The 16,559-nt window shown below is 51.2% G+C and carries 12 protein-coding genes; 8 read left to right on the plus strand and 4 right to left on the minus strand.

Translation table 11 applies throughout. The features are described from left to right. Positions 1–173: 173 nt before the first annotated feature. Positions 174–4,631, minus strand: coding sequence for a CHAT domain-containing protein (locus tag VB741_RS17400; RefSeq protein ID WP_323366457.1), 4,458 nt, complete (start codon positions 4,629–4,631; stop codon positions 174–176). 305 nt (positions 4,632–4,936) lie between these two features. Here VB741_RS17400 and VB741_RS17405 point away from each other — a divergent pair, with 305 nt between their 5' ends. The 6 genes from VB741_RS17405 to VB741_RS17430 all read left to right on the plus strand — a co-directional run bounded on the left by VB741_RS17405 (position 4,937) and on the right by VB741_RS17430 (position 10,570). Then, on the plus strand, positions 4,937–5,317 hold the full coding sequence (locus VB741_RS17405) for a DUF423 domain-containing protein (protein ID WP_323366458.1): 381 nt from the start codon (positions 4,937–4,939) through the stop codon (positions 5,315–5,317). Between the two features lie 145 nt (positions 5,318–5,462). Then, the gene (gene egtC / locus VB741_RS17410; RefSeq protein ID WP_323366459.1) at positions 5,463–6,257 is read left to right on the plus strand and encodes an ergothioneine biosynthesis protein EgtC; all 795 of its coding nucleotides are present in this window, start codon (positions 5,463–5,465) and stop codon (positions 6,255–6,257) included. 123 nt (positions 6,258–6,380) lie between these two features. Further along, positions 6,381–6,953 carry a TRAP transporter small permease subunit gene (locus VB741_RS17415; RefSeq protein ID WP_323366460.1) on the plus strand — a complete coding sequence of 191 codons (573 nt, stop codon included), beginning with the start codon at positions 6,381–6,383 and terminating at the stop codon, positions 6,951–6,953. Continuing rightward, positions 6,943–8,274, plus strand: coding sequence for a TRAP transporter large permease (locus tag VB741_RS17420; RefSeq protein ID WP_442786385.1), 1,332 nt, complete (start codon positions 6,943–6,945; stop codon positions 8,272–8,274). Before VB741_RS17415 ends, VB741_RS17420 begins: the two co-directional genes overlap by 11 nt. 148 nt (positions 8,275–8,422) lie before the next feature. Further along, complete coding sequence (locus VB741_RS17425) at positions 8,423–9,589, plus strand: MFS transporter (protein WP_323366462.1); 1,167 nt, start codon at positions 8,423–8,425, stop codon at positions 9,587–9,589. A 189-nt stretch (positions 9,590–9,778) separates the two neighbouring features. Beyond that, complete coding sequence (locus VB741_RS17430; RefSeq protein WP_323366463.1) at positions 9,779–10,570, plus strand: DUF4382 domain-containing protein; 792 nt, start codon at positions 9,779–9,781, stop codon at positions 10,568–10,570. Positions 10,571–10,614: 44 nt separating this feature from the next. Here the strand turns inward: VB741_RS17430 and VB741_RS17435 are convergent, their stop codons facing one another. Then, positions 10,615–11,121, minus strand: a complete 507-nt coding sequence (locus tag VB741_RS17435) for a hypothetical protein (protein WP_323366464.1) — start codon at positions 11,119–11,121, stop codon at positions 10,615–10,617. Positions 11,122–11,339: 218 nt separating this feature from the next. Beyond that, positions 11,340–12,452 (minus strand): TRAP transporter substrate-binding protein, encoded by a 1,113-nt coding sequence (locus VB741_RS17440; RefSeq protein WP_323366465.1) that lies wholly within the window; start codon positions 12,450–12,452, stop codon positions 11,340–11,342. A gap of 202 nt (positions 12,453–12,654) precedes the next feature. Between VB741_RS17440 and VB741_RS17445 the strand changes: the two genes are divergently transcribed. Continuing rightward, on the plus strand, positions 12,655–14,145 hold the full coding sequence (locus tag VB741_RS17445) for a CPBP family intramembrane glutamic endopeptidase (RefSeq protein WP_323366466.1): 1,491 nt from the start codon (positions 12,655–12,657) through the stop codon (positions 14,143–14,145). Between the two features lie 44 nt (positions 14,146–14,189). Here the strand turns inward: VB741_RS17445 and fghA are convergent, their stop codons facing one another. Further along, the gene (fghA, locus tag VB741_RS17450) at positions 14,190–15,053 is read right to left on the minus strand and encodes an S-formylglutathione hydrolase (RefSeq protein ID WP_323366467.1); all 864 of its coding nucleotides are present in this window, start codon (positions 15,051–15,053) and stop codon (positions 14,190–14,192) included. Between the two features lie 643 nt (positions 15,054–15,696). Between fghA and VB741_RS17455 the strand changes: the two genes are divergently transcribed. Further along, positions 15,697–16,317 (plus strand): YdcF family protein, encoded by a 621-nt coding sequence (locus VB741_RS17455; protein WP_323366468.1) that lies wholly within the window; start codon positions 15,697–15,699, stop codon positions 16,315–16,317. Positions 16,318–16,559: the final 242 nt, after the last annotated feature.

The raw sequence follows: 16,559 nt of genomic DNA on the forward strand, positions 1-16,559 counted from the left end.
ACTGAAGATTTCCGGAGCCTTACAACTAAGGTATCTTTTTCAACTTTGAATCACGTAAAGCTTACTTAAAAAACTAAGGTGAACCCTTGCAGGCTTGGTAAAGATTTTTACTTGCAGTCTAAGTGTTTTTACTAAAATGTGTGACAAAATAATGGTTGACTTGACCCACGGGATTAACGCCATGGATTTCCCACCATCGTGAAGCCCGCCCAGTAGAACGGATGAGCAAAATCTGCTGTTGGTAGATTCCACTCGGCAGGGAGGTCTACATCGCCCCGGGATGTACTCAACGTATTGTTGTTGATATGGGTTTCGCCGCGTAGCAAAGAGAGTTGTGCCTGCTGTATGGCGTCGGAGCGGAGCGATGTATTGGGGAGTTGGGCATAAAATTCTGCCATCAGGGCGAGGGTGCCCACATCTGAAACATTCCATAGGCTGCCCATGGAGGTTTCTATGCCCGCTGCCGCCGCCAGACCGATAAATCCCAGTTCAGCGTCGGGGCTACTCAACGCCGTATTGCAGGCACTTAAAATTAATAATTCTATCTCTGCCCAAGGCATATCTTTCATTTGTTCAAATGTGAAGGAAGAGTCCCAAAACTGAATGAAAGATTCTTCTAAATTACCTGCATTAAATTCTGCATGGGTAGCTAAATGCAATAGGTTAGGGTTTTGAGAAGTTTGTTGCCTTAAAAAGTTGTCGAGGGTGAATGTTTCATTTAGCAGGACATCGTTAGATTGCAGGCGTTTAGCAACCACATCGAGTTCAATGGGAACGGCTGGCAGATCATTCAGGGTTGAGAACTCTTCGACCCCAGCAATTAGGGGGCTAGGTGTAGAGTCAATGTTGCCAATCTGGAGTTGGGTCAGACCCATGCTGGGAATAAGAGAGACACTATATTTCTCGATCACAAAGCGATCACCTTTCATCATGGTGGCTAAGGGAATGTTTCTCAGTCCTTGATCAAGGGAGTACATCACATGATCAATTTGTTTTTCGGCCAAGTCTTGCTCTAACGGATCCAACAGCCAGTCATACATTTGTCGTGCTAAGGCTTGATAGCTGACAGAATCTTCTGGATCAGAGGCGGCTAGCCGGAAGAGTTTCGCCTGTTGGGTTAATTCAGCGCGCGATACATCAATCAGCTGTTGCACAGGCTCGCCCGTAGCCGTTACCAAAAGCAGTAGCAGCTGATCGTCTGGGTTAGGTGCTTGTGTAGTGCGGGGTAGGACAAACTTGTCAATGGAGTTTTCATTGGTGGGAGTCTGGGGCACAAAAGTAGCATAAATGACGGCTGTGTTGGTTTGATAGGTTTGATTAGCCTGGTGCAGAATGTCTTGTACAGAGGGTAAGGTGACTGGCTGTGTTTGGGATAGTTGCCAATACCGTTCGTACTCCTGACTAAAAGAGTCTTCCAGATATTGAAAGGCTTCCTCGTCAAAATAGCGCAAACGACCATTGGGTGAGGTCGGCGTTATTGGGTTTTGCCCAGGATTGAAAGCTTGTTCGGATTGTTCCTCTTGTCTGAAGATACTGTTATTGTTCAGGCTAACGAATGAGGTGTCAGCGAGAGCCGCCGCTGGAGACTGCTGTTGGGGCGTGGAGGGAAATGGCCCTAGGGTATGCGGCTGTGGTGTAGCGATTGGAGTTTGGGGTTCTGGTTCTACTGCGGTCGGAATGAGACGAGTGTTAGGTAGAATATCGCTTTCGACTGCACCGATATCGATGGTGTCACCGATAATTCTTGGCTGCCCATGTTGGTCACGGGTAGTGGCGACTGAGTTATGGCCAGCGTTGGCAGCGGGACTGCCATTGAGAAGCTGGTGGGAAGGGAGAGGGCTAAGATTGTTGTTGAGGGATGTAATGATTGGATCGAGGGGAGCCCTAGTTGTGCCCACTAAGGTACTTAGATTAAAACCCGTGCTACCTTGATCGATGCCAATTAGGTTATGGCCTTGGTCGCTAAATTGGCCTTCCACATCAGGGTTGATGGGAGCCCTGTTGTTGGCCACAATGGTGTTGGTTAACGCTGGAATTTCAGCCGTAACTTCATTTTCAGAGATGCCGCCGCCAGAGCTAGTGGCGATATTTTCTGCAATGGTGACATTGGTGAGGGTGGTTGGACCAACTGTACGGATGCCACCTCCGGTCATTGCTTGATTAATGGAAATAGTGCTGTTAATAACAGTTAACTCGGCTAGTCTTTCTAATCCAACAAGACTGGCGTTTTCAATACCCCCACCTTTAGTGGCTGCTTGATTGCCGACAATGGAGCTGTTGGCGATCTCAACCACAGTTTGAGCATTACTAGCCAGATTCAAAATGCCACCGCCATGAGTGGCTGATGTATTGTTAGCGATCAGGCTATTGTCAACTATCAGGCTACCTCCATCCGTATTCAAAATGCCGGCACCGCCATTTTGGTCTACTCCTGTAGCTTGGTTGTTAGCTATAACATTATCTAGTAAGTGCATATTGCCACCATTGTAGATACCACCGCCACTTTGAGCGCTGTTGCTGGTAAAAATGCCAGTGCTAATCATACTGGTGGCATTTGTTTGATTGTAGAGTCCACCGCCCTCACTAATTGCCAGATTTGAGCTGAAATCCACGGTACTGAGGGTGGCTATGCCACTGTTGAAGAGTCCCCCACCGCGATTGGCGCTGTTGTTTTCAAAGGTTGAATTTGAAATGGTTAGCGAGCCTCGGTTGTGGATAGCACCACCGTCTCGAGCACTACCGATAACTTCGTTGTTGGCAAACGTGACATTGCTGATGGCAACATTATCCCCAGCATTGCTGAGTCCGGCGCCGTCTAATGTGCTGGAGCCATCTTTAATGGTTAAGCCAATGAGATTAATGTTATATCCGCTACTGGTGATGTCGAAGACCTTATGGTCACCGACCCCATTATTATCAGTGTCACCACTAATGAATGTGCTGTCTTGTCCTTGGCCTATAAGCGTAAGGGGGTGATCTAGAGTGATGGTATCTCCCTCGCGATAAATTGTTGCGGCTAAGTTGACTGTGCCTCCATCAGTAACAGCATCTACCCCATTTTGAATGCTGCCATTGACACCCACATTAACGGTGTTAGCAGTTCCAGATAACTGACCACTGCCCTGAAGAGTAATACGTTCATTGAGATTGAGAGTAGCTGTATCGAGAAATAGATTACTACTGATATCATTGTCGCTGGTATTAATGGCTGCATTGACATCAATGGTGTCAGTGGCTTGCAAGATGACATTTGTGCTATTTAAGGCACTAACAATGGTAAGGGCATTAATGGTGCTGGCGGTGATGTCATTGGAGTCAGTAACGATAGCTCCTAATCCACCTGTATCAACTATGGTGAGGTCAGTGGGATCAAGGAGCCAGATGCCTGTCTCTCCGTGTGGGGCAGTAGTCACAACGGATGCGTTTTCTCCAATCCTCAATCGCTTTAGCCCTGAGGTTTCTACGAGACCACCGTCTCCTGTTGCGGATTGGGCTGAGATGGTGCCATCAAATAGTGTGGTGCCGTCTGACCAGACAATGACTTGACCACCATTGCCCTGGGTGGCATCGGCCATCAGGCTAGCAGTATGAGTAATCTCGACTTGAGACGCCTGGGGTAATGCCCGTTGGCCTTGATAGTCGCCACCGATACGGATGTGGCCACCTTGGTTACTGCCGGAGGCGTCTAGGAGGCTATTGGTTACCTGGATGGTATTGCCTAACAGATTGATTTCACCACCCGTGGAGCCTTGGGTAGAGATATTGCCGGTGTTATAAAGGGTAAAGGACGGTGGAGATGCGGCAGGTATGTTACCGGAAACCAAGGCGATCGCCCCGTCATGGTCAATGACTAAGCTGCTGCTATGGTCAAGATTACCCCCTGTAATCATGGCTGCTAAAGAGTCTGACGCACCATCGCTAGCGGTGATCTCTAGGCTTAGTAAGCCGTCACTCTGCCCCAGATGGATGGTTTGTCCGGGCTCTGCTGCGAAGAGGGTGACTTCCCCATCGGGGGCTATGAGGGTACCGGTATTGGTTACTTGAGGCGCTAGCAATCTGATGTGTTGGCTGTCTAAAACGGTCAGTTGCCCATGGTTGACGATGCTGCTGGGACGACTAAAGCCAAAATGGCTGGGCGAGGTAACCAACGTGCTGTAGTCAGGATTGCTAAGCACTTCAAACCACTGGGTGTCATTACCTAGGTGGGTGGCCGTAGTGGCGGTGAAGGAGCCCCTGAGATCCAGTTGGGCATTGGGACCAAACAGTAAGCCCGCAGGATTGATCAAGTACAGGTCGGCCTGGCTGCCTGTCACCTGTAGTAGGCCATCAATGGTGGAGGCTCTACCACCGATGACCTGGCCGATGACGGCCTCGGTGCTGGGTAGGGTGATGAAGTTGGCTGTTTGTCCTTGGTCTAGATTGAATTGGTCAAAGCTGTGGAAGAGATTGCCTGCTGCTTGAGTCCCACCGTTAATGTCAATGACCCCTTGGTCTGAGATGAGGGTCTGGGTTGTTTGGTCAGTGGGCACGATGCTCTGGGCTAGCAAGGGCGAATGATCTGCTAGGACAATGCCGCTGCCCACCACTGGTAGTAACCCCAATACCACGATTGCTTTAGCGAAGGTGTCCATGAGTAATGTCAGCCCCAATCGGGAGCGATTAAGGATGTAAATAGATGACAGCAGCGATTTTTGGGAAGATTATCGCTGCTGAAAAGGGAAAGAAGAGTCTGTATGGGAGGAGGATAAGGGGGTATTCCTGTTTATATTGTCCTCTACGAGACTTTGAGATCAGCTGATAGACCCTAGGTATAAGTGACTAACTTGGATTGAAGTTTTGCTAAAGCAGAACAATCAAGTTTGATTTAGTCAGCAATCCCTCAGGCAGAATGACGGGGCATTGTTTACCCTGGAAGGGTTCGTTTTTAAGTTGCGTCATGACTGCTCGCCTATGTATTGCGATCGCATCCATCCTAGGAGGACTATCCGTGGCCGGGGGAGCCTTTGGAGCCCATGCCCTCAAAGCCCAGCTAACCGAAAAGGCTTTAGCTACCTTTGAGCTAGGCACGCGCTACCAGATGTATCATTCCCTCGCATTACTATTGGTGGGACTACTCTGGCTGCAACTTCCGAGTAATAGCTGGTTCAGCTACGCCAGTTGGGCCTTCCTCATTGGCATTGTGATCTTTTCCGGCAGTCTCTATGGCCTCAGTCTGTCTGGGATCAAAGTGCTAGGTGCGGTGACTCCCATTGGGGGTCTGGCCCTAATCATTGGTTGGGCTCTTTTAGCCACAGCTGCGTTCTCTCTGACAAACTAAAGTACGTCGTTGCTGATTGGGGGCAATCCATCAATCTGAGCGATCTGCTGACCTCACTGCTGTTGGTCGAGAGTGACCAGATTCAATCCTGCCAAACCTGCCAAAGATTAGTAACGCCAACTATTAATACCCTTTCACCTTCGCTATGTGCCGTTTACTTGCGTATTTAGGAGAACCCATCCCCCTTGAAGATCTTATTTTTAAACCTAAGCATTCCCTAATTGTTCAAAGCTATCAACCCAAAGAACTAGAGGTGGCTCTGCTCAATGCCGATGGCTTTGGCATCGGCTGGCACCACCCAGACGATATGGCAGCGGAGCCCTTTGTCTATCGCAATGTCTTACCGATCTGGAATGATGCGAATTTGCCCCACCTATGTCGGTACGTCCGATCCCGGTCCTTCGTTTCTAACATTCGCAGTGCCACCCCAGGGCTACCCCTAGACTTTAGTAACTGTCAGCCGTTTCGCCATGGTCAGCTGCTATTTGTCCATAACGGCTGGATCGATCAATTTCGCCAAACCCTCTATCGCCCGATGCGAGACCTGATTGGGGATCTGGCCTATCAAAATATTTACGGTCTCACCGATTCCGAACACATATTCGCCCTGATTACCCATTTACTAGAGCTAGAACCCCAGGTGGGATTGCTAGGGGCTTTAGAACAGGCCATTGAAATGATTCAATCCTTGGCCAATAAGTATGCCGTGCGGGTGTCGGGGGTGATTGTACTGAGCGATGGTGATCAGTTGGTGGCCGCACGTTTTGATAACCAGGCCAAAGCTCCCTCGTTTTATCTGCTACGCCAGCCCAAGGGCATTATCTTGGCCTCTGAACCTTTATTCGAAGGGGAGTGGGAGCCCCTGGCCCAAGCCCATAGTTTGACCGTTGCTGCTACCGATCTTCAACCCCATATCCATGGTTTTTCTTGCACTGCCTAACCCCGGGGCTGCCGATGAATCGTAACTACCTGTGGGCGGGTAAACATTGCAAATTGTGCGATCGCACCCAATACCCCCATAGCAACGATATAAAATACGACGGTAGAAAATTGGCACAATACTTTGCAGTCCTTACTCTCTATCGCCCGTAGGATAGACGCATTTACCCTCCAAATAGGCAAGTTCGCCTACTGGTTGGTACTGGTGATGATTGGCGTGGGCACCTGGAATGTGCTCGGTCGCTACCTCGGTAATCTCGTGGGCCAAAACCTCAGTTCTAATGCCCTGATCGAAACCCAGTGGTACCTATTTGATGTGGTCTTTTTGCTGGGGGCCGCCTATACCCTGCAAAAAAATGGCCATGTGCGGGTGGATGTGTTTTACGATCGCTGGTCCCGGCGGGGTAAGGCCCTGGCCGACTTCATTGGCACGGTGATATTCCTCATTCCCTTTTCCGTCTTAGTGCTTTATTTCTCTTGGGGGGCCGTGATCAAGTCCTGGGCGGTGTGGGAAAATTCACCGGACCCCGGAGGACTGTTGCGCTTTCCCATCAAAACGATGATTTTGGTCAGCTTTGGGCTGCTGATATTACAAGGCATCTCGGAAGCGATTAAAAATTGGGCCATTTTTTCCGGCCACTTACCAGCGGATGACACTGTCCATACCCTAGAGCAGGGGGTGAATGATGCTGATTGATTGGCTGGGGCCAATGATGTTTGCTGGTACCCTGGTGCTGCTATCCCTGGGATATCCCGTTGCTTTTTCCCTGGGTGGGGTGGCCATTCTATTTGGCCTGTTGGGGATTTCCCTCGGGGTGTTTGACCCTATTTTTATGACCGCGATGCCGCAACGCATATTCGGCATCATGAATAATTTCACCCTGCTGGCCATTCCCTATTTCATTTTTATGGGGGCAATGCTAGACAAGTCCGGCATTGCGGAAAACCTGCTGGAAACCATGGGCAGTCTGTTTGGTCGGTTGCGGGGTGGGTTGGCTATTGCGGTGGTGGTGGTGGGCGCACTGCTGGCGGCAACTACTGGAGTGGTTGCGGCAACGGTGGTGACCATGGGCCTGATTTCCCTGCCCACCATGCTGCGCTACGGCTACAACAAAGATGTGGCGACGGGAGTCATTGCTGCGTCAGGTACTCTGGGGCAGATCATTCCCCCCAGCATTGTGTTAGTGGTGCTCGCGGATCAGCTGGGGGTGTCCGTGGGGGATTTGTTTTTAGGCTCATTTATCCCCGGTTTGCTAATGGCTGGGACCTATGTGGTGCATGTGACGATCCTGGCTTTTGTCCGTCCGGACCTGCTGCCTGCCCTCCCGCCGGAGTTATTGAAAATTCGGGGTAAAGCCTTGGCCCTCAAGGTATTGAAAGTCATGGTGCCGCCGCTGGTGCTGATTTTGTTGGTGTTGGGCAGCATCTTCTTTGGGGTGGCCACACCTACGGAAGCGGGGGCTTTGGGTGGGGTGGGGGCGATGGTGCTGGCTGGGTTTAACCGGCAGCTGACGATCCGCAACCTGCGTGAGGTGTGTGATAACACGCTGCGTACCACCACCATGGTGATTTTCATTCTGTTGGGCTCGACGGCCTTTAGCCTAGTGTTTCGCGGACTGCGGGGGGACAGTTTTATATTTGATGTGCTGACCAACTTGCCCGGTGGTGAGGTGGGTTTTTTAGTGGTCAGCATGGCGACGGTCTTTTTCCTGGGCTTTTTTATTGACTTCTTTGAGATTGCGTTTATTGTGATTCCCCTATTTGCGCCGGTGGCTCAGCAGTTGGGGCTGGATCTGGTGTGGTACGGGGTGATCATTGGGACCAATTTGCAAACGTCGTTTTTGACGCCCCCCTTTGGGTTTGCCCTGTTTTATTTGCGGGGGGTGGCGCCTAAGGAGGTGTCCACAGGGAATATTTATCGCGGTGTGGTGCCGTTTATTGCGTTGCAATTGCTGCTGCTGGTGATGATTATTGTATTTCCAGGTTTGGTGAATTGGCTGCCGTCGCTGAGCGGGTAAACTCCAAATGTCCGGGCGTTGCGCCTCTACAGTCGTCAATGTGGCCGTCAATGTGGTCGTCAATGTTTAGAACATCTAAGACTGTGCTTATTGCTGACCATGACCCTTGTATTAGTGATCACTAGCTATTGTTGATGAGTGGATTCCCATGGAAAATGCGTTAGGCGGGCGACGAATTCTTTGGCTGCAAGTTTTAGGATTGGCTATGGTGCAGGGGTCGATTTCCCTGACGTGGGTTATTTACAATCTCTATTTAGATGATTTGCTGCTAACGCTTGGATTCTCAGCGGGGTTGGCCACCGTACTGCTAGTGATTGAAAATGCTATAGGGGCGGTGATGGAGCCCCTGATGGGGACTTTTTCGGACCAACGGCAGCGTTGGGTCGGTAGCTCCTTTCCGCTGATTGCCCTGGGGATGATTGTGTCGGCTGTATGCTTTTTGGCGATTCCGTTAGTGGTGTTGGGGGGCGCGTCCCTGAAGGCCCTGCTGCCCTTTGCCTTGGTGGCCTGGGCCTTGGCGATGACCATTTTTCGCAGTCCAGCGCTATCGCTGCTGGGGCGCTATGCTTTTGGAGCCGACTTGCCCCAGGCGGCGAGTCTATTGACCATGGTGGGCGGTGTCACGCGGGCGATGGTCCCCCTAGTTAGCGGCTTTATTTTGGGTTTGGGGCCCTTGGCGGCGTTTTCTATTGGCACGGTGGTGTTACTGGTGGCTGCCTTGGTGCTAGGGCAGGTACAGCCCAATCGATCGGTGTCTAGCTCTCCGTCTTCATCGGTGGTCAATGGCCAATTGCAATGGGCCAATCTGCCGTGGATATTTGGCACCGGAGCTTCGGTGTCTGTGGGGCTGAGGCTATTGTTGGGCAGCTTTCCTAAGGCGGTATCTGCCACGGGATTTGGTCGGCCGGAATTGATTATGGTGGTGCTGTTTGTGGTGGTGGCGCTGAGTGCTTTGCCCTGTGGGCAGCTGGCGACTAAGCTGGGGAATCGCAAGGCGATGATATTTGGATTTGGTGGGCTGATTGTAGCGACTGGGGTAACCAGTGTGATGGGGACGGCTGGGGCGGCTGTGTTGGTTGCGATCGCAATCGGCATAGCCTTCAGTCTGGTAGGTAATGGCACCCTACCCTATGCCCTTTCCATGGTGCCCCCCACAAAAGCAGGTTTAGGTACCGGTCTCTACTTTAGCGGCGGAGCGGCAGCCATGAGTGTGTTGGGCAGTATTGGAGAGGATTTGAGCCTAACCGTCTCGTTAGTAGTCGCTGCTATTAGCTTTGCAGCAGCAGCAGGCTGTATTGTCGCCAAGCAGCCATAAAGCCTGTTTGGCCGCGCTCTATTGTCATCCGGATAAACTTTGATTTGATCTTTACGATGGGAGGCAAGGCCAGAGCATCGTTAGGCAAATGTCGTTCAGGCTGCTTTCTCTAAAGCGGTTTTCCCCCTGGGGGGTATTGAAGTGCAAAAAAAGAAGTGTTTCAATAAGAGGCCGCTTTAGGAAAACGTTATGGATAGAAATCGGTTGTGGAGTGTGGCTGTTATCCCATGCTTATTAGGGGTTGTGGCTTGTACTCAGTCGCCCGAAGTTCAGGTTGGCACGCTAGAACTGCGGGCCAACGGCGAAGACTTTATTCGGCAGGGATTTACTAGCAAAGACGGCTGGCAAATCGAGTTTGACCACGTTTATACCAACATTAAGGACGTGGTTGCCTATCAGTCAGAGCCTCCTTTTAATCCGGAGGCGGATGTGAACATTACCGCTGAGACCAAGGCCCTACTACTCACTGACTCAGCCAGTGTGGACTTGGCCGAAGGTGACAACAACGCTGCGCCTATCCTAGTGGGGCAGGTAGAAACTCCAGCAGGCCGTTACAATGCCCTATCTTGGAAGCTGGTTTCAGAAAACGCACCATCGTTGGTACTGATCGGCACCGCCACCCGTAATGGTGAAACAATTCCGTTTGAAATTGCCATGAACCCATCGTTTGAGTTTTTCTGCGGTGACTTTATTGGCGATGAGCGCAAAGGGATTTTGGACCCTGGGGGAACGGCAGAGGTAGAAACCACCTTTCACTTTGACCATCTGTTTGGTGATATCGATACCCCTGAAGATGATGTACTCAATCAAGGAGCACTGGGCTTTGACCCATTTGCGGCTTTAGCACAGGACGGCACTGTGAATGTAACTCCTGAAGACTTAGAGGCAAAGCTCACTGGGGCAGAGCAACTCCAGCTCGCTGATATCTATCAGGGGCTGGGACATGTCGGTGAGGGCCACTGCCGCGCCGAGGCAATTTAAGCAGCCTTAGTACGAGCATCCAGCGCTTGCCGCGCCGAGGAAATTTAAGCAGCCTTAGTCCGAGCATCCAACGCTTCCAATCGAGTGGCTTGAATATCTGCAACAGCTTTAGTCTGATGATTCAGGTGCTCAAGACGCAGCTTGTGAACGCTATTTTTAGTGCGGGCGTCCAGGGCATCTAGACGAGCCGCTTGGATGTCGTCAATAGCCTTAGTTTGGTGATTCAGATATTCAACCTGGATTTTGTGTTCAACCGTTGTTTTAGTCCGAGCATCAAGGGCTTCTAAGCGAGCTTCCTGAATGTTATCAACAGTCTTAGTGCGGGCATCAAGAGCGCCTAGGCGAGCCGCTTGGATATCTTCGATAGCCTTAGTCTGGTTGTTGAGATGCTCAAGGCGTAGATTGTGGACAGAATTTTTAGTGCGGGCGTCGAGAGCTTCTAAGCGAGCAGTTTGAATATCGACATTAGCAGGCTCAACAGCAGAGGCTACGGGAGCAACCGCAGCTGCAGCAACAAGAACAGTTAAAGCGGAAAGAAGTGTGCGTTTCATGGTTAAACCCCCTTGAACAATCAATGATTGACTTCATTAATTACAAGAATGCAGGAGCTACCTGAACGCTATCTGACGGGTAACTGAGGATTGTTTAAGGGGCTTCTGAGGTTGGCTGAGGGAAAGTGGTGAGGGGGATCACAACCCCCAAACATTCCTACCCCCCTCATTTGTGTTTTCAGATATGTCACCCCTGTGTCTGTGGGGACCGTTGGATTCTAAGTTGCTTGATTAGAGAAGCTAGCAAAGCCTAGTTCGTTGATGCGGTTCCAGCCGTAAATTGAGGTGCGGAAGGACACCCACTGATCGTAGATCTCCTTAAAATCGGCATCCTGACTAGCGTTTTCTTCATAGATTTCAAAGGCGGCTTTTTCAGCAGCTGCCAAAATTTCATTGCTAAAGGGCTTGATCTGCACGTTGGCTGCCAACAGGCTCTGGAGGGCGGCTCCATTAACCGCATCGTATTTTGCCAGGGTGCTAATGTTAGATTCCATGCAAGCTGTTTTCACAATTTCCTGATACAGCGCCGGTAGCGAATTCCAGGCATCCAGGTTGATGAGCATGTCAAAGGATGGACCGGGCTCCCACCAGCCAGGATAGTAGTAAAACTGAGCAGCTTTTTGCAGACCGAGCTTTTCATCGTCGTAGGGACCGACCCACTCAGCGGCATCAATGGCCCCCCGCTCTAGGGCTAGGAAAATCTCACTGCCGGGCAGGTTCTGAACGTTCACCCCCAACTTGGCCATGACCTGGCCGCCGAGGCCAGGAATGCGCATTTTTAGGCCCTGGAGGTCCGCAGCGGTATTGATCTCTTTTTTAAACCAGCCGCCCATTTGAACGCCCGTATTGCCGGCGGGGAAGTTAATGGTGTTAAAGGTAGCGTAGAGCTTTTGCATTAATTCCAAGCCGCCGCCGTGGTAAAGCCAAGCGTTCTGCTGCTGGGCATTGAGGCCAAAGGGGACGGTGGTGCCAAAGGCGAGGGCTGCACTTTTGCCCACATAGTAGTAAGAGGCACTGTGGCCACATTCCATGCTGCCTTCTTCAACCGCGTCTAGGACCTGTAAGGGGGGGACGATTTCGCCGCCAGCATAGGGTTCGATGGTGAAGCGACCATCGGTCATGGCAGCGATGCGATCGCACACAATTTCCGCCGCGCCAAACAACGTATCCAAAGATTTGGGCCAGCTAGTGGCCATTTTCCACCGCACCGTTGGCAGGGCCTCTCCATCACCAGCCGCAGAGGGAGCGGTGGATTGTTGGGCACAGGCGGTTAACGCGGCAGTACTGGCAGCACCGGTCAAGCCATAACCAATTAACTGTCTACGTTTCATAGCAATTCAGCACCTTACACGTGGGTTAAAACCGTCGGTTCGTATTGGTTGATACCATGTCGCCTGGAAATCATTAAATCACTCTGTCCAGAGGATTACTCCCCTTGGCAATAGTCGTTAATAAATCAGGCGTGGAAGGCTGGGCAAATTCCACTGTCCGCCCCCAAATGCGATAATGCCTAGGCTGTCTGTGATTTGCTAAATGACGCTAAAGCGGGTTGTTTTATCGATTTTGACGGGCCTTGTGGCGCTGGTGGTGGCCTCATCGCTATATGAAAGTTTTTCCCAGCCCCAGGTGACGGGACAGCTACAGCTGTATCAAAGTGATTTACTGCTGCAAGCGTCGGCCTGGGATGGACTGGACGAGGACGAGTTTAAGCAGTTGGGCAATGCCCTACTGGGGGCCAAACCGTTAGAAGTGGTCACGAAGCAGTATGAGTCGGTGCGTAAAGAAGCGGCGGAGGGGGTGGTGCGATCGCAAAAACAGCTCGCCCTTCAAGCCAATGCCATTACCCCCCAACCTGAAAAATTTAAGGCGGCCATTACCCAACAGCAAACCCTGATCGATGCCATTGACCTCAAGCTGGGCATCCTGGCCACTGAACAAAGAAACATTAACGATGCTCGTCAGCGTTGGCAATCCCTGACGGAGGGCGCTGGCCCCACGGCGGATGTAGCCAGTATTTTATTGGGCCTATGGGCGACACCGCCGGCCATTTCCCCTGGGGCTGAAACGGCCATCACCAGCCAGCTCAGTGGCTGGTTTCAGTACCGCAGTTTAGAAAAGCTTTACACCCTAGATAACCGTTCCATGGACCTGGCTCAGTTGGCTGCACAAGAACAAGCAGCGGCCCAATCCAAGCTGCTGAAACTATCCGCCGTGGGGGCGATGCCCGTGTTGGGTTGCATGGCCGGCGTGGGTCTGCTAGTCTTCCTGGTCGTACAGTGGTTTACCAACCGTGATCAGTCGCTTTTAGCGAAAGCCGTTGCACCTTGGGATGTGCCCTGGGACGGTGAAATTATTTGGCAGGTGCTGATTGTTGGCTTTTTCTTTGTGGGACAACTGCTGATTCCGCTGGTATTACAACTGTCAGGTCTGAACTTTGCGTCCACGGGCAGTCGTGGACGAGCGCTATATTCCATGATCTTTTATCTGTTAATGTCGGCCAGCGGCATTACGGTGCTGATCGCGTCGATCTGGACCTATCGGCCCTTACCCCAGGATTGGTTTCAGTTCAAAGTATTCGATCGCTGGCCCCTGTGGGGAGTCGGGGGCTATGTGGTGGCCCTACCCCTGATGATCGCGATCTCTGCCCTGAACCAACAAATCTGGCAGGGACAGGGAGGAAACAACCCCCTGCTGCAAACGGTTTTGCAAGAAAGCGATGTTGTTGCCCTCTTGCTATTTTTCCTGACGGCGGCGGTGGCAGCACCTGTGTTTGAAGAGATACTTTTTCGGGGCTTTTTACTCCCTTCCCTCACCCGGTATATGCCCGTTTGGGGAGCGATTTTGTTGAGCAGCTTTATTTTTGCGTCCGCTCACCTCAGCCTGTCAGAAGTCATCCCCCTAACCTTGTTGGGGGCTATTCTGGCTTGGGTCTATACGCGATCGCGCAATTTACTTGCCCCCATGTTGATCCATAGCCTGTGGAACAGTGCCACTTTGGTGGGGCTGTTTTTACTCGGTGGCTAATGTCCCAGAGTCATTGGCAACAACAACGGCTGATCCTGTTTGTTCTATGGACACAGTACCTGGGCATGGTGTCTAATGTGGTCTTCCATGAAGCTGGAGATAAAGTAATAGCCATGGTCATACCCCGTCTGCATCCTGAGGGTTAACGGTTGGCCTGCGGCTTCACAGGCTGCCTTGAACACCTCAGGTTTCAGCTGCTGCTGTTCCAAAAATGAATCAGCTAAGCCCTGATCAATCAGAATGAGCCGGTTTGCCTGAGCCTGCTGTTTGACTAACTCACTGGCATCATAGGCTGCCCAGGTAGATTCATCTGAGCCAACATACTTACCCAAGGCCTTCTGCCCCCAGGCACATTGACTGGGGGCAGCAATGGGAGCAAAGGCGGAGATGGATTGGTATTTATCGGGATTACGCAGGCCGCAGACCAAGGCTCCATGGCCCCCCATGGAATGGCCAAAAATACCTTGTCGGGTCGGGTCTGCGGCAAAACTTCCATGGATCAGGGTGGGCAGTTCCTCGGTCACATAGCTGTACATCCGATAGTGCTTGGCCCATGGTTCTTCGGTGGCATCCACATAAAAGCCAGCGCCACTGCCAAAGTCCCAGCCCTCCTCGTCCGGGACATCATCTCCCCGGGGGCTAGTATCGGGGGCCACTAACATCAGGCCATGGTGGGCCGCATAGGCTTGGGCTCCGGCCTTGGTGATGAAATTTTGCTCAGTGCAGGTGAGCCCTGCTAGGAAATAAAGCACGGGTACTGGTTTGAGCTCGGCCTGGGGTGGCAGATACACCGCAAACTTCATGGGGCATTGGCATTGCTCAGACTGGTGACTATAGATGCCGACAGTGCCACCAAAGCAGCCATGCTGACTCAGTAATGTGATGGTTTGACTTGGTCGGTTTGCCATGAAGAATCCCAGTTTGTGTTTGGTATCACTATCTCATCCTCGATCGGGAGTCAGCAACGCCACCGTTGGCGATCAAATGACGATCACAGCAGAAGTCTATCCCAAAACACAAGGCTTGATTGCCAAGTAAAATTAACACCCAATACGGGCACCGATGAAAATGGCGTTGTGACTGAGCACCCTGGCCTGATCGTCGGCACATTCTCGGTACCCCTGACTCCGGTGCGCTGAATGGTTTACCGCTGAACTTTACCGGGGCTGACTTAACAGCACCGGGGTATCAGGTGGCCCGCTTCCGGGTAGAACCAGTGGTGGACGTTTTTTCTTTTTTGGGTGCATCCGATTGGATATGGCAGCCGTATACCTAAGGAAAGCTGCTCAGTAGAGTTTTAGTAGAGGTGTGACTCAGGGGCTGAGGATTTGACCCAGGAAGTGATCTCCGTTGTTTCTCCTCTGAATCTGTCAGGTTTACTATGTACGTATTCAAAGGTGCTCATCCTCGGGGCTGATTCCCTGGAATGAGCACCTTTGTCAGTTCATTATCTCTTTCATGTCTATGGGTTTCCCTAAGGGCAAACATCTCTCAGTGCACAGGCATGGAGCCCGTTCTAAATTCGTCCAATGGCTACTGGTAATCCTTTTTGTGGTTGGGCTATCGCCCTGGTGGGTCAACCGGCTATTACGCCTGATGATGACTCGGTTAGACACTGGCCAGCCCGTAGATGCCATCGTTGTTGTGGGACGCGGCAACGGTTATAACGAGCGTCGGGCAGCGGCAGCGGTAGATCTGTGGCAGGCCGGCCGGGCTCCCCATATATTTATGAGCGGTGCTAATGACGCCCCTATTCTGGTCGGCCTTGCTAAGGAAATGGGGGTACCAGATGCAAATGTTAGCGGTGAAGCCTGTGCGGCTACCACATGGGAAAATGCATTTTATACCAAGCGGTATATGCCGTTTGATCGGGCTGCTGCAGAAAAACCTAAAATTTTGCTGGTTACCGATGGTTTACACACGGGTCGAACGTCATTGATCTATCGAAATTTTGGGTTTGAAGTTGTTTCTAAGCCAGTCACGTTAGATGTTGCCCAGTGGCTTGTGCAAATTAGGCGTGAGTTTTTGGCAATCATGTACTACATTGTAAGCAAGCAGATTTTTCCACCTAAGCCTGAGAAAATTGAACGGGCCAGTGAGACTGCTGATCAAAGAGTTGTAAAGTGGCAGTGCCTTGATATGGAAAAGGCATATATTCCCCACGTTAGATGATCGTCCGATTAATGACAGCACAGAGAAAGATCATCACTACCCATAATCTTGAGGAGTAAGGGTGGAGAAAGAAATGATCCCTCACCTCAGATAATTGCTCAAATCTATAGGCCTAGGGCGTAACCGGTGTTCCTCGGCCATCAGTAAAGGGGCTGAAGTATTGTCAGTTGGAGGTTGTAGAGCATCAAGCAGGAAATAGGACTAGAGTTGGAATATGAACGCCAATCTAGTCCCAACAATAT

This window comes from Leptothoe sp. PORK10 BA2, from assembly GCF_034932105.1.
Lineage (GTDB): Bacteria > Cyanobacteriota > Cyanobacteriia > Phormidesmidales > Phormidesmidaceae > Leptothoe.